Annotated in this window: 22 protein-coding genes; 2 read left to right on the forward strand and 20 right to left on the reverse strand. The window is 34.7% G+C overall.

The window, feature by feature from the left end:
- Positions 1–105: 105 nt before the first annotated feature.
- The 12 genes from AC1RPN_RS04760 to AC1RPN_RS04815 form a co-directional block, all read right to left on the reverse strand.
- On the reverse strand, positions 106–411 hold the full coding sequence (locus AC1RPN_RS04760) for a rhodanese-like domain-containing protein (protein WP_481761585.1): 306 nt from the start codon (positions 409–411) through the stop codon (positions 106–108).
- A gap of 239 nt (positions 412–650) precedes the next feature.
- Positions 651–2,228, reverse strand: coding sequence for a BCCT family transporter (locus AC1RPN_RS04765; protein ID WP_481761586.1), 1,578 nt, complete (start codon positions 2,226–2,228; stop codon positions 651–653).
- A 221-nt stretch (positions 2,229–2,449) separates the two neighbouring features.
- Entirely contained in the window at positions 2,450–3,031 is a 582-nt protein-coding gene (locus AC1RPN_RS04770; protein ID WP_409022058.1) for a sugar O-acetyltransferase, read from the reverse strand.
- Between the two features lie 201 nt (positions 3,032–3,232).
- A complete protein-coding gene (locus tag AC1RPN_RS04775; protein WP_481761587.1) occupies positions 3,233–3,904 on the reverse strand; it encodes an N-acetylmannosamine-6-phosphate 2-epimerase in 672 nt (223 codons plus the stop codon).
- Between the two features lie 11 nt (positions 3,905–3,915).
- Positions 3,916–5,376 carry a glycoside hydrolase family 1 protein gene (locus tag AC1RPN_RS04780; protein WP_481761588.1) on the reverse strand — a complete coding sequence of 487 codons (1,461 nt, stop codon included), beginning with the start codon at positions 5,374–5,376 and terminating at the stop codon, positions 3,916–3,918.
- 212 nt (positions 5,377–5,588) lie between these two features.
- Positions 5,589–6,533 carry a Gfo/Idh/MocA family protein gene (locus AC1RPN_RS04785; protein WP_481761589.1) on the reverse strand — a complete coding sequence of 315 codons (945 nt, stop codon included), beginning with the start codon at positions 6,531–6,533 and terminating at the stop codon, positions 5,589–5,591.
- A gap of 135 nt (positions 6,534–6,668) precedes the next feature.
- On the reverse strand, positions 6,669–7,049 hold the full coding sequence (locus AC1RPN_RS04790; RefSeq protein ID WP_481761590.1) for a VOC family protein: 381 nt from the start codon (positions 7,047–7,049) through the stop codon (positions 6,669–6,671).
- Positions 7,050–7,053: 4 nt separating this feature from the next.
- Positions 7,054–7,515 (reverse strand): ASCH domain-containing protein, encoded by a 462-nt coding sequence (locus tag AC1RPN_RS04795; protein WP_481761591.1) that lies wholly within the window; start codon positions 7,513–7,515, stop codon positions 7,054–7,056.
- Between the two features lie 20 nt (positions 7,516–7,535).
- Positions 7,536–9,287 (reverse strand): DNA helicase RecQ, encoded by a 1,752-nt coding sequence (gene recQ, locus AC1RPN_RS04800; protein WP_481761592.1) that lies wholly within the window; start codon positions 9,285–9,287, stop codon positions 7,536–7,538.
- A 61-nt stretch (positions 9,288–9,348) separates the two neighbouring features.
- A complete protein-coding gene (locus tag AC1RPN_RS04805; RefSeq protein ID WP_481761593.1) occupies positions 9,349–10,053 on the reverse strand; it encodes a hypothetical protein in 705 nt (234 codons plus the stop codon).
- Positions 10,054–10,087: 34 nt separating this feature from the next.
- On the reverse strand, positions 10,088–10,525 hold the full coding sequence (locus AC1RPN_RS04810) for a hypothetical protein (protein ID WP_481761594.1): 438 nt from the start codon (positions 10,523–10,525) through the stop codon (positions 10,088–10,090).
- A gap of 1 nt (position 10,526) precedes the next feature.
- Entirely contained in the window at positions 10,527–10,742 is a 216-nt protein-coding gene (locus tag AC1RPN_RS04815) for a helix-turn-helix transcriptional regulator (RefSeq protein ID WP_481761595.1), read from the reverse strand.
- Positions 10,743–10,967: 225 nt separating this feature from the next.
- On the opposite strand from AC1RPN_RS04815, the gene AC1RPN_RS04820 reads away from it, so the two are divergent.
- Complete coding sequence (locus AC1RPN_RS04820; protein WP_481761596.1) at positions 10,968–11,333, forward strand: DUF805 domain-containing protein; 366 nt, start codon at positions 10,968–10,970, stop codon at positions 11,331–11,333.
- A gap of 119 nt (positions 11,334–11,452) precedes the next feature.
- Here AC1RPN_RS04820 and AC1RPN_RS04825 read toward each other — a convergent pair whose 3' ends face one another.
- The 4 genes from AC1RPN_RS04825 to AC1RPN_RS04840 form a co-directional block, all read right to left on the reverse strand.
- Positions 11,453–12,124: a putative quinol monooxygenase gene (locus AC1RPN_RS04825; protein ID WP_481761597.1), complete on the reverse strand. Its 672-nt coding sequence runs from the start codon at positions 12,122–12,124 to the stop codon at positions 11,453–11,455.
- Complete coding sequence (locus tag AC1RPN_RS04830) at positions 12,125–13,042, reverse strand: amidohydrolase family protein (RefSeq protein WP_481761598.1); 918 nt, start codon at positions 13,040–13,042, stop codon at positions 12,125–12,127.
- A 115-nt stretch (positions 13,043–13,157) separates the two neighbouring features.
- Positions 13,158–13,742, reverse strand: coding sequence for a sugar O-acetyltransferase (locus tag AC1RPN_RS04835; protein ID WP_481761599.1), 585 nt, complete (start codon positions 13,740–13,742; stop codon positions 13,158–13,160).
- A gap of 157 nt (positions 13,743–13,899) precedes the next feature.
- On the reverse strand, positions 13,900–14,517 hold the full coding sequence (locus AC1RPN_RS04840; RefSeq protein WP_481761600.1) for an NAD(P)H-dependent oxidoreductase: 618 nt from the start codon (positions 14,515–14,517) through the stop codon (positions 13,900–13,902).
- Positions 14,518–14,705: 188 nt separating this feature from the next.
- Between AC1RPN_RS04840 and AC1RPN_RS04845 the strand changes: the two genes are divergently transcribed.
- Positions 14,706–15,224 carry a TetR/AcrR family transcriptional regulator gene (locus AC1RPN_RS04845; RefSeq protein WP_481761601.1) on the forward strand — a complete coding sequence of 173 codons (519 nt, stop codon included), beginning with the start codon at positions 14,706–14,708 and terminating at the stop codon, positions 15,222–15,224.
- Positions 15,225–15,289: 65 nt separating this feature from the next.
- Here AC1RPN_RS04845 and AC1RPN_RS04850 read toward each other — a convergent pair whose 3' ends face one another.
- The 4 genes from AC1RPN_RS04850 to AC1RPN_RS04865 form a co-directional block, all read right to left on the reverse strand.
- A complete protein-coding gene (locus AC1RPN_RS04850) occupies positions 15,290–15,433 on the reverse strand; it encodes a hypothetical protein (RefSeq protein ID WP_409022043.1) in 144 nt (47 codons plus the stop codon).
- 236 nt (positions 15,434–15,669) lie between these two features.
- The gene (gene abc-f / locus AC1RPN_RS04855) at positions 15,670–17,151 is read right to left on the reverse strand and encodes a ribosomal protection-like ABC-F family protein (RefSeq protein WP_481761631.1); all 1,482 of its coding nucleotides are present in this window, start codon (positions 17,149–17,151) and stop codon (positions 15,670–15,672) included.
- A 291-nt stretch (positions 17,152–17,442) separates the two neighbouring features.
- Positions 17,443–18,402, reverse strand: coding sequence for a beta-galactosidase small subunit (locus AC1RPN_RS04860; protein WP_481761602.1), 960 nt, complete (start codon positions 18,400–18,402; stop codon positions 17,443–17,445).
- Complete coding sequence (locus AC1RPN_RS04865; protein WP_481761603.1) at positions 18,386–20,263, reverse strand: glycoside hydrolase family 2 TIM barrel-domain containing protein; 1,878 nt, start codon at positions 20,261–20,263, stop codon at positions 18,386–18,388. The genes AC1RPN_RS04860 and AC1RPN_RS04865 overlap by 17 nt, the downstream gene beginning before the upstream one ends.
- Positions 20,264–20,765 lie beyond the last annotated feature (502 nt).

A 20,765-nucleotide genomic window follows, 5' to 3' on the forward strand; every position in this document is an offset into this window, starting at 1 on the left:
TTCTAATACATAAATGTTTATTTGACTTATTATAATGTAAAAAGAGGCGTATACACAAGTAATACGTCCCCGATTTTAATAAAAATATGTTATCACTGAAAACGTTTAACTACCTGTAACTGTTGAACCTTGCCAGCTAAGCATTCCGCCATATACATCAACAACATCATAACCTTTTTCAAATAGGATATCTGCAGCTTGTGCACTACGACGTCCTGATCGACAAATAATATATGCTTTACCTGTTAATTCATAATCGTCAACTTCATCTAACGGAATATTAATTGACCCAGGAATATGGCCTTCAGCAAACTCGTCATCTTCTCGAACATCAATAATCTGTGGCTTTTGTGCTAATAATAGGTCAAGTTCCGTAGTCGTAATTGTTGGAATATCATCTTCAAAGTTCATTTAGTTACCCTCTTTTATTTAGTTATGGTTTTTATTAGTCTGTATCAATTTATTATCTATATTATCATATGTTTTTATTTCATATTTTTCAAATATTTAGATTTTAATATTGATAGATTTAGAAGGCTCTAAGGTAAGACTTACGTCTCTTTTTAATTGGGAACAGCGTAGGTTATAACATAATACTAAAAATGGGTACTAAAAAGCCACTCCATAATAACGGAGTGGCCTCTTTATATTTAATTATTACTATCATGTATCACATGTTGATAAGAAACTAAGTTCTTCTTTAATTTTCCAAAAATTTTAACCAATGAATCATGAGCACTTTCCGTTGAACGATCTTCGGCTAAGTACTGCCACGTTGAAATAATCAATAACAGTGACACAAAAATTAATGGGAACCCAGCTAATAAACAGATAGCTTGGATTGTTTTAAAACCACCAACGAAGACGATACCAAATGAGAATAACATGAAAATTCCCATCCAAACCAAGCGGTTAAACAAACTTGGTTGCTCTGTCGGTTTGAGTTTTGTACTAGTAAACGACGACACGATAAATGCAGATGATGAAATCGTCGTTGCTAAGAAGATAAAACATGAAATCGCATAGATAACTAACATTACGTATTTAAATGGCAATGTTGAAATAACTTGTGCAATTGCTGCAGCTTGACCATATACATTCAGTGTATGAATTAAATCAGCAGCTCCACTTTGTTGTAAATAGAGTGAATAACCACCTAAGATTGCGTAGAAACTCATACATCCTAAAGCACCATACGCAAGCATCCCTAATATCACCTGACGAATCGTTCGTCCACGCGAAATTCTAGCAATGAATAAGCCCATGAATGGCATGAAAGTTAACCACCAACCCCAATAGAAAATAGTTTCCGATTTAACAGGGTCAATCGCATGACCTAATCCTGAAGCTGTCCCTGTACTCATTGCTACAAACTGAGTAACCATCAGTACAAGACTGTTACCTTCTGACTTCAAAATATAAACCGTTGGTCCAACTAACAGAACAATTAACAAAAAGCCAATGGCTGTCCAAATATGAGCTGAACTCAATCGATCAATCCCACCCTTAATTCCTTTAAACATGGTTAACGTGAAAATGCTGAACAGGACAACAAATAATGCTAATTTTAAAAGTATTGTATCTTGGACTCCCGTTAATGTTGCGATAATTTTTGATAATACAGGTATTTCCATCCCAACTGATGAACCAACACCGCCCATAATACCGAAAACGACAAGAAAATCAATTATTTTTCGTAAGATTTTTTTATAAGGCTGATCCCCTTTTAACATAGGAATCACATCACTAACACACATAACTTTCGCTTTTTTAACGTACATAACGTATGAAATAATTACAGCTGAAGATGCAAACATCATCCACGCCATTGGACCCCAATCAAATTGACCTAACATGTGAGCATTTTGATAATTAGCAGGAGACATCGCTTTAGCACCAAACAAAGGTTGTTGCACGTAGCGAAGTGGATCAACCATGCTAAGCATTAAAATACTGGCATCAATGGCCGTCGCAAATACCATACTACCCCATTTAAAATCACTGTATGCCGGCTTTTCGCCTTTATTACCCAATGTAATTTTGCCATAATGGCTTAATGCAATATATAAAAAGAAAACAAAATTGAGAATATAGATACCAAGGTAAGCCCAACTCAAGTGGGCCGTAATAGCATCCATTATTGAACCTAATTCTGCCTTCAAACCAGACCCACCGAGTAATAATCCAACTGATACTAAAATAAATAATGCCACAGTCGGTAAAAACATTTTTTTGTCGATATTCTGTTTTTCTAAAATAAAAATTTCCTCCTAAATTTTAGAGCACGATCTTTAATTCATCGCCGTACTCACTCCGATAATTCTGCTTTTAATTGCACAAAAAAAGCACACTGATACAGTTTCTCCACTAGGGATATCTGCACAGCGTGCTTGTTAGCTTTGCTATCTTATACAAATACTCATAACGTAAATTATAATATTCTATCGAATCACTTACCTGGACTCACGTCACCGTTATCATCTAGATAACGAATAATTCGTGCCGGGTTACCCGCAATTACGAGATCATCACCAAACGATTTTGTGACCACAGATCCAGCGCCGACAACGACTCGATTACCAATCGTAACTCCTGGTAAAATCGTGACGTGTCCACCCATCCAGACACTATCACCAACCGTAATTGGTTTACCCATTTCAACATCCGCATCACGTAATTTTGCAGATAAGGGGTGTACTGGCGTGTAAAATCCAACGTCTGGTCCAATGTAACAATGATCACCAATTGTGATTGGACAAGTGTCCAACATCGTTAAATGGTAGTTCGCATAAAAGTGATTTCCGATATGAATATTAAATCCATAATCAAATTCGATTCCCGTTTCGGCCCAAAAGTCTTCACCGGAATCAGCCAATAATGCTTTAATATTTGTATTTTGTTGCTTATTATCGTCAAGCTGGTTAATTGTCCGCAGTTTTCTCCGAATCAGTTCTCGTCGTTCAACTAGTTCAGGATCCAACTGCTCATACGGTTCACCATCTGACATCTTTTCTCTCTCAGTTTTTATCATGTTATAAGAATACCACTTATGTCATGATTTGTTAAATAGAAATTTATTTTCTATAAACACAGTAAAATAAAGCTATTTTATTAACATTAATTGAATTGGATTAATTTTAATTAGAGTAAATTTTAACCCTATTATTACAGAAAAATCTTCTAATAACAATTCACAGCATATTCGCTGTTCATCAATCATTAGAAGATTTATTTAACTTATTTTATCAACAAATAGTTGTGTTATTTGTTTAGGTCTTGTAATAACGCCACCGACAACTGCCGAAAATGCGCCAATATCAAATGCTCTCTTAACTTCTTCTGGAGTCGTTGTATGACCCTCCATAATAACAGGGATTTTAAGATTTTTAATTAACTTTTCTAGTAAATCAAAATCTGGGCTATCCCTTTCGTCCGTATATTCTGTATATCCTGACATCGTTGTAGAAACCATATCAAATCCATTTTTTTCAGCCATAACGCCTTCTTCATAATTAGAAATATCTGCCATGGCTAATCTATTTCCTTCATGAATTTTATTGACTAAATCAGTTACCTTTTCATTATGAGGCCGTTGTCTAACCGTTGCATCTAATGCAATAATCTCAGCGTCAGTTTCCAGTAATTCATCTACTTCTTTCATCGTTGCTGTAATATAGACTTCTGAATCTGCATAATCTCGTTTGATTATGCCAATCAACGGTAATTTTACTTGTTTTTTAATTTCTACAATATCAGAAACTGAATTTGCTCGTATCCCCACAGCACCACCCATCTCAGCTGCAAGGGCCATTCTCCCCATGATAAATGAACTAAATAATGGTTCACCTTCTAGTGCCTGACAAGAAACAACTAACCCATTCTTTATTTCATCTAAATTCATCATATTATCTCCCTTTATATATCACTAGCATTTGTCTCAATAACTTGTTTATACCAATCAAAACTATCTTTCTTGTAACGTTTCAATGAGCCATTTCCATCGTCATCTTGATCAACATAAATGAACCCATAACGTTTACTCATTTCTGAAGTTGATGCGCTAATTAAATCAATGCAGCCCCACATTGTGTACCCCATTAAATCAACACCATCCATAACAGCTTCTTTCATTTGAATGATATGTTCTTCAAGATACTTAATGCGATAGTCATCATGAACTTTGCCATCATCGCCTAACTTATCTAGGGCCCCAATTCCATTTTCAACAATAAATAGTGGCACACGGTAACGATCCCACATTGCATTCAATGTGATTCTTAATCCAATGGGATCAATTTGCCAACCCCAGTCACTTGTTTCTAAGTAAGGATTTTTTTCACCATTAATCATATTTCCTAACGATGTATCACCCGTTTTGCCAGCTGAAGTGACCGTTGACATATAATAACTAAAACTAAGGAACGCAACTTTGCCCATTTTAAGAATAGCTTCATCCCCTGGCTCCATCACAATATGAACATCATTTTCTTTGAAATAGCGGTTCATGTATTCAGGGTATTCGCCGCGGACTTGAACATCGGTGAAGAACAAGTTTAAATTATCATTTTCTTGAGCGGCACGAACATCTGCTGGATTAGGCGTTGATGGATAAGTTTGCATTCTAGCAAGCATACAACCTACCACAAAATCAGGATTAATTTTCCGTGCTTGTTCAACTACCAAAGCACTTGCGATAAATTGGTGATGAACAGCTTGATACCGAATTTGTAATTGTTCTCTCTGTGTTAATTCACTGTCAACAGCACCCGTTTCCATGAAACCAAATGAGCTAACATTAATTTCGTTAAACGTTAACCAATATTTAACCTTATCTTTAAAACGGTTAAGTACAACGTCCGTGTAATGTGTAAAACTAGCAATTGTGTCACGGCTTACCCACCCATTTTGTTTAACTGTCAAATCAAGTGGCATTTCATAATGCGATAATGTGACAACAGGTTCAATATCATACTTAGCTAACTCATCAAAAACGCGGTCATAAAATGCTAACCCAGCTTCATTGGGTTCCGTTTCATTACCATTTGGAAAAATTCGTGCCCATGCCATAGACATCCGGTATGTTTTAAAACCCATTTCTGCAAATAATTTAATATCTTCTTTATAATTATGATAGAAATCAATCCCACGACGTTTTGGATAATGGTCAGTGGTTTTATCGTCCATCGCTTCTTCAATGACTTTCATTGTGACAGAACCAAGATTCATTTCTGTTCTTTTTTCAGATTTACGAATAACTTCAGCAGTAGTCATCCCTTTGCCATCTAAATCCCAGCCACCTTCAACTTGGTTTGCAGCTGTTGCGCCACCCCATAAGAAACCTTTTTTAAACCCTTTTGGATAATCTGTTTTATACATATTAATACACTCCTTCAAAGTTTTTTGTTTAACTTATGTATCTGTGAACTATTTCAAATAGAGGTTTTACTAGTTTTTTTCAAAAAAATTACCTATTGATAACTAAACAAATAGTTATCAATAGGTAATGCCTGATCGAATCAGTTACAGCCCTTATTTGACAAATTAAGTATATCAAATATAGTAAGCGCTGTCAAAGTTAGTTTAAAGGCTTACTCACCTTGCCTTATTTTTTCAATAACCTGAATAATATTAAACGTATCCTGTAGGCTATGTCGCTCACAAGTCTTTGCACCAATTTCAACTAGATTAATAAAAGCTTGAATTTCAAGCGTCATATCATCTCCAACGATACTATAGTCCCGATTAATTTTTTGTCCATCATTTAATTCAATCGTATATTTTTCAATTCGATTATACATTGGAATAACGATACGACCTTGTTGCCCAACAATAATCGCAACTCGCGGTTTAGCTTCATTTATTGCGCCTTCAATGAGTGCCTGAGCGCCTTTTTCAAAATGTATCGTTGCTGAAAATTTTTCATCAATCCCATTATGCATGTCTAATTTTGATTCAATATGCGAAATATCTGAACCTAAAATTTCTAACACAAAACCAATTGGATAAGTACCGATATCGTTCAAAGCACCACCCTGTCCTTTTTGAAGTAAATATGAAGTTGCTTTTTGAGATGGAATGGCATTAGAACAAAAGTTAGCTGACATGGTTTGGATGGGTCCGATTGAAGCTAAATCTTGTTTTAAATGATCCATACCGATGTTAAATTTTGTTTTAAACGCTTCAACAAATAAGGTTTGATTTTCACTTGAAGCTAATTCAATTTCTTTCATATCTGTCGTTGTTAGTACAGCCGGTTTTTCACAAAATACCGGAATATTTAGCTTCAACGCCTTTAGTGACCACTCTTTATGCAACATATGTGGCAATGCGATATAAACGCCATCAATCGAATCATCGCCTAAAAGAGCTTGATATGAATCATAAATGGTTATATCTGGATTATTCGCTTTAAACACATCGTCATTAAATAATGACTTTGATCCAATTGCTGTAACTTGTCCATTTTTTGTATATCGAATACTTTCATAAAATCGCTTTGCAATATTACCGTAACCAATAATTCCAAAATTCATTGTTCTTATCTCCATTTCTATTTAACCGTTTTCATTAATTATAGCCGACTCATACAGTATGCACCAAATTAAATTTCAAACTCAAAAAGGTCACCCCATTTCCGGGGTGACCTTCTCGTGATTCAATCTTATTTTTTAACCTACAAGTTCAATTTTGTTTCCTTCAGGGTCCAAAATGACTGCTTCATAATAGCCATCCCCTGTTGTCCGAGGGCCACTAACAACTTCTATTCCAGATTTTTTAAAATCAATCACCATTTGATCAACGGTCACATGATTCTCAACAGAAAAGGCTAAATGTGCATAACCAAATCCATCAGGATAGCGATCTGTAATATCCGTTCTCGTCATAATTTCTAATCTTGCTTGACCATCTGGAAAGCTCAAAAAGTATGACGAAAATCCTTTAGTCCCATTGTCATAACGCACACCAAAAGTTGCCTTAAAATTAGTCACATAAAAATCACGCATTGCTTCAAGATTTTCTACCCATAAACCAACGTGTTCGATTTTCATTTGCTTAAACCTCCGTTGTTTCAATCGGAAAAACTAATTCAAATTCCTCACAAACCACTGGCATTGTCTCATCAAATGTCTTATTAACACTTTCTAATTCTTCTTCAAAAAAAGATTGATGAACACTTCGCCAATAAGCTAAATTTCTATCGCCTTCGCCTTCAAGAAAAGCATGCTCTTCTGTAACTTCGTTAAATGGTGTCACATAAACTTTTATTGTTTTCGTAATCGCCATTGGATTATCTTTATAATCAACAATGACATTGTAATCGCCAACTTTTGGTAAAGGTTCTTCATCAAAATATAAATTATAAGCTGACGATGTCCCTGTTTTAAGACCATCTAAAACTAATTTACCTAATTCTAACGTTTCTTTCTTAGTGACGCCAAATGACCATGCATCATAATTATCATGTTCAATTTTATTTGCCTTTTTAAATGCTTGCCAATACTCATAAATTGTCATATGAACTCTCCTTCAAGAATTTAATCTTCTGCGTTTAATATATCTAAGAACAACTCACCATATTTTTCCAATTTACTTTCACCAACACCTTTAACATCCAACATATCAGTTAACGTTTCCGGCATAACCTCACACATTGAATATAACGTTTTATCAGAGAAGATAACAAATGGCGGTACACCTTGTTCCTCTGCTAATTCGCGACGTAATTGTCTTAATTCTTCAAATAGTTCATTATCTTCAGGTAATGCTTGTTTAACTTTTACAGCCATTTTACGTGTAACTTTAGTTTCACCTTTTAAGACGCCAACTCCTTCTGCAGCAAGTTGCAGAACCGGATATTGGCCGCTTGAAGCCTGTAAAAAACCTGACGCAACTAAATAATCAATCAATCCAGAAACTTCCTTCTGCGATTGATCTTTCATCAGTCCATACGTAGGTAATTCATCAAATCTAAACTGCATCACCTTTTGGACTTTTGAACCTGTTAAAACTTGTGCGACTAACCCTTTACCAAAATGTTCACCCATCCGTTTTACACATGATAAAACCTTTTGGGCATCAATCGAAATATCTTGTGCATCTCGTGTATCCAAGCAATTGCCGCAACGGCCACATTCTGGTGCTTCATCGCCAAAATAATTCACAATTGTCTGTTGTAAACACTGTTGCGTGTTTGCGTATTGCGTCATTTCTTGTAATTTTAAATACTCATGTTTTTTATTAACATCATCCATTTCAGATTGGTCAATGAAAAAATGTTGAATCTGAACATCTTTTAAATTAAAAAGTAAAATTGCTTCACTTGGCAAGCCATCTCGTCCAGCACGTCCGGCTTCTTGATAATAAGCTTCTAAACTACCAGGTATCTGATCATGGATTACAAATCGAACATTACTTTTATCAATTCCCATCCCAAATGCATTCGTCGCAATCATTACCTGAACACGATCGTACAAGAAGTCTTCCTGATTCTGACGACGTTCATCTTCTTGCAACCCGCCGTGATACATCGCCACTTTAATCTTAGCTTTTTTTATTAATTTCGTTAACCGTTCGACTTCTTTACGCGTACTTGCATAAATAATACCAGATTGTTGTTTCTGTCCCTTTAAATACTCGAGTAAGAAACGATCACTATTTTGATCTTTAACGACTTGGAAGGCTAAATTTTCACGTGAAAACCCAGTTTTAACTTCATGTATAATCGATAATCGTTGCATAATATCCGCAGCTACTTGAGTTGTCGCTGTCGCTGTTAATGCAATAATCGTCGGATTCGAATTCAAACGTTGAATCGTTTCCGTTAAGCGTAAATAACTAGGACGGAAATCGTGCCCCCATTGTGAGATACAGTGCGCTTCATCAATAGCGACAAGATCAATTCTTAATTCCGCTAAATCTGCCATAAAACCATCAGAATCTAATCGTTCTGGTGACACATAAAGTAACTTAACTTCACCACGAGCAGCTTGATTAAAGCGTTCACGAACCTCCGTGTAATCTAGCGTACTATTGATAAAGGTTGCTGGAATGCCATTTTCATTTAAAGCATCAACTTGATCCTTCATTAAAGAAATTAAAGGAGATATCACTAACGTTAGTCCATCTAATATAAGTGCTGGAATTTGGTAACATAGCGATTTTCCGCCGCCTGTAGGCATAATAGCTAAAACATCTTCACCCGTTAGAATACGATCAATAACTTCTTTTTGACCTTGGCGAAAATTGTCGTACCCAAATTTTTCTTTTAAAACTGATTGTGGATTCATATAATCCTTTCTCTTTGCTCATTTTCTCAGATAATTCTATGTCTTTAAATTATAGCATAGGTTAAGACGCCACAGATGTTTTAGAAAGTGTTTTAATGACCGCTTCAACATCACCCAAATCATTCATTAGTCCCGCGGGATTTTGTTGAGCTGCCCTAAGTTTAGTCATATAATCAACGACAATTGTCGAATCACTAACACTACTTGTGTCTTCAATTCGATAATAAAGATAGTGAATTGAATTAACTTTAGGTTCAAGGATAACGCTTAGATACCAAGTGTTATCTCCAATTTCAATAGTTGCCGTTTCCTTAAAATGACCATATTCTTCTTGTAATTTGCCTTGAATTTGTCCAATCTCAATTGGAACCGTGGCAGGCATTGGTCCTCCAGAATACGCATCTGACGTATTTAATTGTACCTTAGTGCCACGTACTTTCGAATTTTTAAGATTAAATACAACTTTCATATTTGATGCATCTTTGGACCCTTTTTTAATGGTCCAATCAGCGGGTGTAGCATAATTTTTATGCGGTAATATAGCATCACCACCGACGACTATTTTTGCTTGGACTGGTAAGCCATTTGTTCCTGCGTTAATTTTGTATTTTTGGGTTAATTTTATATTTTCTGTCGGTTGAATTCGACTGATTTCTGCCCAACTAGCCGGTTGTGTATCTTTAACTTGAATTAATGTTTTAAATCCTAAGATACCTAAAAAAACTACCATCAAAAAACCGATTGATATTAACATATTTTTCTTCATGCCAAAAATCTCCTAACCTGTTACGCCTCTATTATTAAAGCTTTTTCTCGTAGTATATCGCTAATATTATTGAAATGATTATTATATTCGTATACAAAAAGAAAAGTAGTGCACCAATCCATAATAACGTACTTACTTTTAGAAATGCCCACAAAATGATAAACCCAAACGCTAGAATTAAAATCATGCTATTCATAATTTTTCCAATCATTGCGTTCACAGACTGATCAATTAACTTATTTCGTTCATCCACATTCTCCAGCTGTTCTTCTTTCAGTCCTTTTTTAGAAAAAGTTATATAAAATTGATAGGCCGCAATTCCAAATGATAAGACAACATTAATAAATGATCTAATCAATTTTGACCAATCAAAAGCATCTTTAAAATCTAAGTTCATTATCCAAATTGAGGCAATCCCCACAAACATAAAAAATAAACCTACAAAAAAATGTCGATAACTATAGATTTTCATTTTAATTCTCCTCCATCTCTAAATTTTCCTTTAGCTGAAATAACGCTTCAATCTGACAATCAAACAATAAACTCAAACGATAGGCCAACATTATAGATGGCTTATATTTACCTTTTTCAAGTGAGATAATTGTTCGACTAGAAACTTGAACTTTCTCAGCTAACTGTTCCTGTGTTAATTCAAGCTTAGTTCTGTATTCTTTAACTTTATTTTGCATAATGAACACCTTTCAATATGAAATATACTTCATGTGAAGTTAACTTCATAATATAATAATTATTTTCTTAAGTCAACTAGCTGATTATTTCTGGCACCAAGCATATCAATATAAATTTCTATTTATTTATACTATAATTAAATAAACATCGTCAGATTAACTAATTTAATAATCTAACGATGTCTTTTAACTAAATAAAACGTTTTAAAAAGGAGGATTAAGCATATGGTTCAATCATACAAAAATTTCTGGGAAAATATTTTTAATTTTTCTGACACATCGAATAGATCAGACTATTGGTGGCCTACGATTATTAATAGTATTCTAGGAGCAATTATTATTTATTTTTATACGTCACTCGTTGGCCATCCTATCGATTCGATTTATAATTTTAGTGAACTTACTTTTATGACAAGTCGAAATATTGTTATGTTTATCGTCTGGATTGCAAACTTTGCTGTTTCAGTTCGTCGTTTACATGATACTGATCGTTCTGGTTGGTGGATTTTAATCCAATTCGTTCCATTAGTCGGTAGTATTTGGTTCTTTATTTTAATGGTTTTACCCAGAAAATCAAATCGCTGGGGTTAAATTATATTGATACTCGATTATTAATAAGAGGTGCTGATAAAATTTATCAGCACCTCTTTTGTTTACGGAAAATTAAAAAGATAGCACTGTAATCGACTAACTTGATTACCGCTCTATCTTCATTTTTCAAAAAATAATCCACCCTGATTAACTAAAACATCTGCTACAGGTGTCTCTATTCGTTTATTAAGCACCATTTTTTTCGTCTCTGTTACATATTTTTTAAAATTCATTGTTTGTAAATGAGCTTGGTAATCCTCGTCACTCCGGTAAATTTCAACGAAAATCCATTGATTTAAATCTCCATCTACAGAAGCAATGTATGTCACTAAGAGTCCTGCTTCATTTTCAAATGATTGTTTCATAGTATTCAATGAAACTTCTCTAAATTCTTTAACCCTATTCGGCTCTATTTCAATACTTGTTACTTTGAGTATAGCTCTGTCAGGCTTCAATTCATGCAAGGCTGTTGTTTTTTCTAACAGTAATTCTGGGGATAAATTAATCATCGATTTTTCAATTACTGCCTGAGATGCGATATTACTAAACATTTTAAATTGAGCCGAATTTGCATGTTTTTGATATTGATCTTCGTCTTGATAAGATTCAATCACAATATTTTCAGTACCCGCCTCATCCAAATGTACACTGTACATCGCCAAAGTTCCTTTTTCTTGCTGAATTGAGGTCGTTAAATTAATCATCCCTGCTTTTTCAAATCTTTCACGATCAGATAGCTTAATTTTAAGTTTGAATAGTCTTAATAATGGGGCATTCTTAAGTTCTATCATTTATTCACCCAATCCCATCAAACGATTATAATTTCCATAATTAATCAGGGCTCGATCATCTTTCGAAAGATTCAACTGATCTAAAGCTTCAATTATGGCATCCGTTGCTCCAGCTGGCGCAATCCCTAACGGTGCATCAGTTCCAAACAGTACGTGGCTAACACCATAATAATCAATTGCTAACCCTAATGCTTTAGGATTGCCCAATAATGCAGTATCTACATAGAAACGTTTAAAATCAGCTGCCTGTTCTGGTGATAGAATATGGTTAATTCGTTCAGCAAAATAAGGCACCATTGCCCCAGCATGATGAACAATTACTTTAAGTGTAGGATAGTCATTAAAAATTCCTGACTGTACTAATTGCAACATTGCTTGCGCTAGTTCATATTCCCAACTAAAAATAATATTATTGTCTGGTTTACGATCATCAAAAATTGGGTGTAACAGAATTGGGATATTTAATTGTGCAGCCATTTCAAAAATAACCCGGTATTCCTTTGCAGCAATACTTTTTCCAAGGGCACGCGTAAATAACTGAATGCCAACTAATTCTGAATTTTTTAGCACTTGTTCTTTTATAATACGTGTTGCTTCATCGATGTTATTTAGAGGTATCATTGCAATACCCGCTTTAAACAAGTCTGCATTTTGTTGAACCATTTCAATTATTTCGTTATTAGCTTGCCAGCATAATGCCGCTGCTTGTTCTGGCCCTACGTAGTCCTCAGGATTCACGTTGACTGCTGAGATAACTTGTTGGACATTTCTGTTCCGTAATAGGCGTCTTTGTTCAATATCAATCAATATGGGATGTTTAATAAATGGCATTTTTTCTGGCAAGTTCGGCTGAATAGCTAACATCTCGTTATAAAAATGTGGTGGTAAAACGTGTGCAAAAACATCAATACTTGTCATTAACTTTTCCCTCCTACAACCTAATTTAGGTTTCTTTAATTTAGCTGATTATCTAATACTAGGCAAAAATGCTAAAATAGCCTGCTCATTCCTCTCACCTAATATAAAAATTTTCTTATTTTAATGGCTCTAATTGTTTGATAACTTTGGCGGGCACGCCGCCCACTACTGTATTGTCAGGAACATCTTTTGTCACCACTGCACCAGCTGCTACAATCACATTATCCCCAATATGAACGCCACCAATAATCGTGACATTTCCACCTATCCACACATCGTTTCCAATTGTAATTGGTTTAGTATAAGTAATTAAATAACGACTACCATCTTGTCTTTTTCCAAAACGTTTTGTTGCATCTAATGCATGTTCACCACAATATAACTTCGTGTCTGGCGCGACAATGACACGATCTCCTAATGTGATTTTGTTTGAATCTTGAAATGTACAATTACCGTTAATAAAAACATCATCACCAACAGTGATATGTTTACCATAAACTGTATTAAATTGACCATTAATAACGAGTCCTTCCCCAGATTTCCCTAACAACTCGTGAATTGCTGTTGCTCTTTTCTCTAGGTCAGTTGTCGTATTGATTATAGTGACTAATTCTTTACCCGCCGCAATCATACCCTGTAATTCTGGGTCGCGATAATCATAATCTTGACCTGCCAATAATTTTTCATGTTCTGTCATCATTTTGCCCCTCCATTCACTATTTGACGCCCTTTTCTTCCTTAATAATTCAATTGTATTATACTACTTAAATTAACTGAACTAAATTCAAAAGATTCGGTTCTAGTGATATTAAAAAAGAGCCAACCTAATTGTATTTACCCAATCAGGTTGAACCCTCTTACTTCACAATATTATTTTCAAACTTCTTCAACAACTGTTGTCGTTTTTCAAGTTTCATTCCTTGAACTGCAGCAAAGTTAAACCATTTCAACTGGTTAAACCCCATCTTCCGGAATGTTCCCCTAAATACCATTTTAGTCACAGGATTTCCAAAGATAGTTCGATAAATCCAACCTGGTGTTGACATAGTTGTAACCATTTTAACTTTCTTTAAATGAACCATCTCATTTTTAAATAATTTTTTATTTTCCTGCTCTGTATAAAGAATCCCTTTAGCAATAACTTTGTCAAAGAATCCCTTCATCATAGCTGGCATAGATTCCCACCAGATTGGAAAAATAAAGACAAGCTCATCTGCAGCCATGAGGCGTTCTTGATAATTCGCCGTCATAGAATCCGTTGGTATCTTCTTACGCCAAGATATTAGGTCTTCTTGGTGCATTACAGGATCAAACCCATCTTTATGCAAATCAATTACGTCCACAATACAGCCCTCTTTTTCATACGCTGCTTTAGCACTAACTAGTAATGCCGCTGAATAACTCCTATTGTGCAATTCATTGTATCCAGCGTCTGCAGTGTAGGGATGATCAAATATAATACAAATTTTTTTCATGTTCAATAACCTCTTTTAATTAGTTTAATAAATTTTCCGACTTTAATGACTTTATATAAAATACTTCAAGTGTCATTTATCTTTCTTGCTATAAGTGTTACATTTGTTACACTTATATTAATCATTTATCGCGTGATTTACAAGATACAAAATCGTGTTATTTGTTACACTTCAAGGAGATATAAAAAATGACGGAAAATAACCAAGCAAAATTAAGTAAAAATTTGATTATTGATTCTTTAATTGACTTATTAAAAATAAAATCTTATCAAGAAATCACAATAACTGAAATCACAAAAAAAGCCGGAGTTGCCCGGCTGACTTTCTATCGTAATTTTGAAAATAAGGACGCGATTTTACTAACTCGGTCCGATTACTTATTTGACCAGTTTTACGCCGAACTCAAGTCCAATCAAACAGAAATTAGTTTGAAAAACATTTTCAAGCTAGCTTTTAACTATTGGCATAATGATTCTGAATTTATGGATATCCTAATTAAAAATGATATTGTTTATTTATTGGAAGATTCTTTTTATACTTATTTTGAAAAGATTCTTAAAGATACGCCTAGTATCAGTCGGCTAAATAATACTCAAAAAACGTTCATTCTTGGTGGCGTTCTACGAACGATGTTGCAATGGATTAGTAGTGGTAGTCCTGCTACAGCTGAAGAAGTTACTGCAGATATATTGGAATTGATTCAGTAAAAGTATGCTAGATTTTAATGATTAAAAAAATAGCCCAGATATTTATCTGAGCTAAGTCTAAACCTCTATTTAAAAATCTTAGGACCCTTACGCATTTTAGTACGATCATTTCTAGCAGTAGCCTTCTTATTGAAGTTTCCGCCATCAGTTTGTTTCTTTTTGATAATTTCTAGCATTTTATCTCTATCAGTCTTTGCTTTATCAGCCATTAATGTTTCCTCCTTGCTCTATTAATTAACAATTTCTTTCAAAGTTAAAGATTCATATTATGAATACATGCCTTCAAATAAAGTTGATCTTTTATTATTCAACTTACGTCGATTTTAATTCTGTATGCCCCGCTAATCAGTATACAGTTAAAATAACTATGCTCTTAACAGTATATCATTACGACTATCTTGATATCAATAGACGTATAAATTGGATGCCTTTAATTAACCATTCACTAATAATGTTCAATCTCAACGAATTTTGTTCCAACCTTTTCAACGAATTCTTTATCATGATCAATGATTAACATCGGTGGTTGAAAAGCCAGAATAACATCTTGAATTTGTTGACGCGTGATAACATCTAGATAATTAAGTGGCTCATCCCAAATATATATATTTGCTGGTTCAACCAACGAACGACTCAAAGCCACTTTTCTCTTTTGGCCCATGCTCATTTGACTGATATCTTTATCAAATTCATAACGTTCAAAACCAAGTTTTCTTAATGTATCCAACATTAAAGAATAAGAAACATTTTTTTCTGCAGCGAATTCTTGTAAAGAACCAGATAAACCATCAAAATTTTGCGGTAACCAGCTCACTTTTAAAGGTGTTGCAAATTTGTATTGCCCTTGATACTTTAATTGACCTAGTATAGCAGCGATAACGCTCGATTTACCAGAACCATTTTCACCCTGAAGAATAACGCGCTCTCCCATCTTTAATTTAAAATCTACCGGTTTATTTACCGGCAATTGTTTACGAAATGCTGATAAGCCAATTACCTCTAGTAAAGTCTTATCTGACACTAATTTTTCAAAATTCAACGTTAAAAGATCTGCCACATCAATATTCTTAAGTAAAGATTTTTTCTCTTCTACTGCTTTATCGGCACGTTTTTTAATACTTAGTACCCGTTTCATAGATTTAGCTGCCTTGTGGCTAATAAATCCTCTGTCTGTCGCACCAGATACTTTCGCCTCAGTCTGATTAGCCCAACCCGATTTTTTCCGTGAAGCACCTTCTAATCGTTTAATATCATGTTGTAATTTTTCTTTTTCATTATATTCCCAATTATTTCGTGACGTATTTTCGTCAGCCCACGTATTATAATTACCCTTAAATTGACTGATTTTAGCGCGATCAATTGAAATAACATGATCAATAATATTATTTAAAAAATAACGATCATGACTGATTAAAATAAATCCTTGTTTTTGTCTTAGATAATCAGAAATAATTTTTCGACCGTTTTCATCTAAATGATTAGTCGGTTCATCTATTAATTGAAATTTACCTTCGCCAACAAATAAGCTGGCTAATAATATCTTAGTTTGCTGTCCTGGACTTAATTGATTAAATGGTTCCGTCAATAATTTTTCAGATAGTCCAAGTTTATCTAATTCGATTAAAATTTGCCACTGATCATAGTCTTGTAAGTCTGTGATACTCTTGATAACCAGCCACACTGACTCTTCTGGTTTAACAACTGTTTGAGGAAAATACTGAAATTCTAAATCTGTTCTAATCTTTCCTTGGTACTGTAATTGATTTTGTAAAATTCTAAATAAAGTCGTTTTTCCGCGACCATTTCTACCAATTAGACCTAACTTCCAGCTGGCATCTAATTGTAAATCAACATTTTTAAAAATTGGTGCTAATTGTCCATCATATTGAAAACTTAATTGTTTAATTTGTATTGTTCCTATAGTAATTACCTCATTTCTTTGTGAGGTCGACCGCTAAACTATCCATTTGATTCTACAAAAAAAGAGCATACAGTTATATGCTCTTCAATCGTTATCCATCAAAAAAAGTGGTTCTTTCAGATGTGAAAAAGAATTGATATTGCAAACCGTTTGAATAGTCAACATGCATAAAAAGACACACTTCGTCCCTTGTTTAGTCGACAGTTATTCGATTAACGATTTGTATTTACCAATGCACTTCACACTCCCTGTTTATTAATTATTTACAGTCTACTATAGTTATGGTAGATAGGCAAATTAATCAAATGTGATATTAAATTGGTAAGCAATATCCTTCATCGCATCAATTTGATAGTCATCCTCAACATCACTACCCCAACTATCAATACCACCAACACCTCGAACGGCGCCTAGAATCGATAAAACGGTACGATGTTCCGCTGGTAATTCGCTATGATGTGTCGCATTTTCTAATTCTTCAGCTGTATAAGGTAAACAACTAAACGCAATTGGTTGATCAACCGCACTGAATGTTAAACCCGTTTCAGAAGCCTGTTGCATACGATTATCCAGAACAGACTGTCGATAAACAGTTACCCAATCATTTTGCATATGCACACCACAATCTTGCGGAACTAAGTATGGTGTCACTGGTAACCCTTGAACTTCATATCGGCCTGGAATTCCTCCGGCCATTCTATCTGGATAAGTTTCTCCTGATAATCCTTGGTAACAAAAACGAGTCGCTGGTGTGGGCATAATAAATCGCAACCCAAAAACAGGTAATGAGGGTAATCCAGCTTTTCCTTGGTATGAAACTGCAACATTCATTTTTCCGGTTGCTTCAACAGTATAAGTGACCGTCACTTGCGTTTGCGGCACAGTCAGTGTGTTATAGATATAACTTATAGCCACTTTTTCAGCGACTTCATGGTTAGTGTAACGATTATTTTCTGGTGCAATCGGTAACGCAATTGGTTTACCATTAATAGCAACTTTAACTGATTGACAATTACTGAATTGATCAGCGGCCAACCACATCCCTGACTTTACTGGAAACTGACTCCCCTGATCGTTATCCGTTGTTGCACGCCAAAAAGTCGGTTTTGGTGAGCGATAAAGCCACTCTTTACCTTGAATTCTAAAAGATTCTGGGCCACCCGTTTGATAGGAGAAAATATAATGAAAATCATTTCCTTTTAAACCGAGTGTGACATCTCCGTAAATGACAGTTAACTGCTTATTTATCTGTGCCATAATAGTATTTTACCTCCTGCATTGCTGGTTTTTCATTACGTGTGGCAAAAACGAGTCCATCACCCGAAAATGCATAATCAGATGGTCGATCATCAAAATCGCCACCATAACGCAACTCATTTTGACCTGTGACGGGATCTTCAACTAACAATGCTTGATCGATAAAGTCCCAGATGAAACCACCTTGATAGGATTCATATTGTTGTAATAAATCAATATATGATTTCATCCCGCCCAATGAATTACCCATATCATGCATATACTCACACAAGATAAATGGTTTTTGTGGTGAATTTTCTAGATAGTCTTTAATTTCGGCTGGTGTTGCATACATCCGACTTTCAACATCTGAAATGACATCTTTGTATTCAGGCGCACGGAAAACACCTTCATAATGAACTAAACGTGTCGAATCTTTTTGTTTATAGTACTCATTCATTTTCGCTAAGACACTGCCGGCGTATGATTCGTTACCCAATGACCAAAATAAAACTGAGGGATGATTTTTAAATAACTCAAAATTACTTTTAGCGCGGTCTAAAACGGCTGCTTCCCATTGATCCGATGAGCCGGGCACATTCCAAGAAGGCTCAACTTCACCCATTTTCTGCCAAGAACCATGTGATTCTAAGTTGGTTTCAGCCATCATATAAATACCAGCCTGATCACAACGATTGTAAAAAGATAATCGATCTGGATAATGTGACGTCCGAACTGCGTTAATATTGTTACGTTGCATACAGTCAACATCCCAAGCTTCATCATTATCTGAAATGGTTCTTCCTGATTTAGGGTTCCACTCATGACGATTAACACCATTGATAATTAATCGTTCACCATTTAATAACATCACGCGATTCTTAATTTCAATTTTGCGAAAACCAACTGGTTGTTGGATAATTTCAATTAATTGCCCATCAGCATCTAAAATTTCTAATTGTAATGTATATAAATAAGGCCGGTCATTCTGCCAAGCAGTCACTGGTTGTGCTAAATTGTAGTGTTTTTCGACATCTGACCCACTCATTAATTCATCGCTAAATAACACCGCATCTTGGTCTTTGAATGTGACACGGACACGTTGTTCTGCCCCACTAAAATGAAGTTGTAAATCTACTTGTCCTGTTTTTTGTCCACTATCGTAATCAGGAATCACCCAAAAATCATCTAAATGTGTTGCAGGTTGTGCTAACAGTGTCACATCACGAAAAATTCCGAAGAAACGGAAAAAGTCTTGGTCTTCAATGAAGGCTGCAGAACTTCGTTTATGCACTTCAACTGCCAAACAATTATCCTTATCTTTTAAATAAGGTGTCAGGTCAAATTCGCTTGGTGTAAAACTATCTTCTGCGTATCCTAGAAAATGTCCATTCAACCAGACGTACATTGCCTGTTCAACACCTTCAAAACGGATAATAACGCGTTTATTTTGAAGAGTTGGTTCCAAGTCAAAATGGTTTAAATATGAACCTACTGGATTATATTCTGCATCACTAAACATTCCAGCATACTGATTTAAATCAGTATCTGAAAAAGCAGGTCGTCTATATTCATGTCCTTCCCAAGGATACATCGTATTAATATAATGTAATTGCTCATATCCTGATAATTCAATATGCTGTGGTACTGGAATTGTGTCAAATTGTTCTGCATCAAAGTCAGTCTGATAGAAATTTTTTGGTCGACTTGCTGCATTAGTGCTGTAACTAAATTTCCAAGTTCCATTCAAAGATTGTTCAAATGAACTTTTTTGTTGTAACATTTCTGCTTGAGTTGCATAGTACTTATGATCACTGTGAGCTGGTACCTGTCCAACACGAAAAACGGTTGGTGTATCTAGCCATTCAATTTCTGGTGTCATCTGTTTGCCTCCGTTTTATATAAAAGCGTTTTCATAATTAAGTATATGTTTTCTTTTGGAGGTTGTCAAAAAGCATTATAAAATTGAGACAATAAAAAAAATTAGATTTAAGTGAAAATACGGTAATCTCATTTTTATTTTGTGTAAAATTGATTAACTTCTTCCTTTGGGCCTTTTAATTGATTTTTGCAGTAAGTTTCAGTATCGATTGCTGTATTAATCCTTCTGCAAAAATGAAAAAATGTAAAGGGAGGAGAAATCGTTTATATACCCTTTACTTTTCTTTGTGTTTTAGCTAGGTTATTATCAGTAGTTGCTCCCAAAACCCAACGAATATTCCAAATAGAAGGAAATATCTTTAAATTTTAAATACAATAAAAAGGCTCTGTACTATCTGTTGTTGGGACTAGTGTAAAAACTATTACTGATGACAGTTTTTTTGTATAATAACAAAAAAAAGCCAAAAGTCATAAGACTTTTGGTTACGAGTTCATCCATGTTC

The organism is Dellaglioa sp. CoH-57-MRSF-20 (assembly GCF_056781955.1).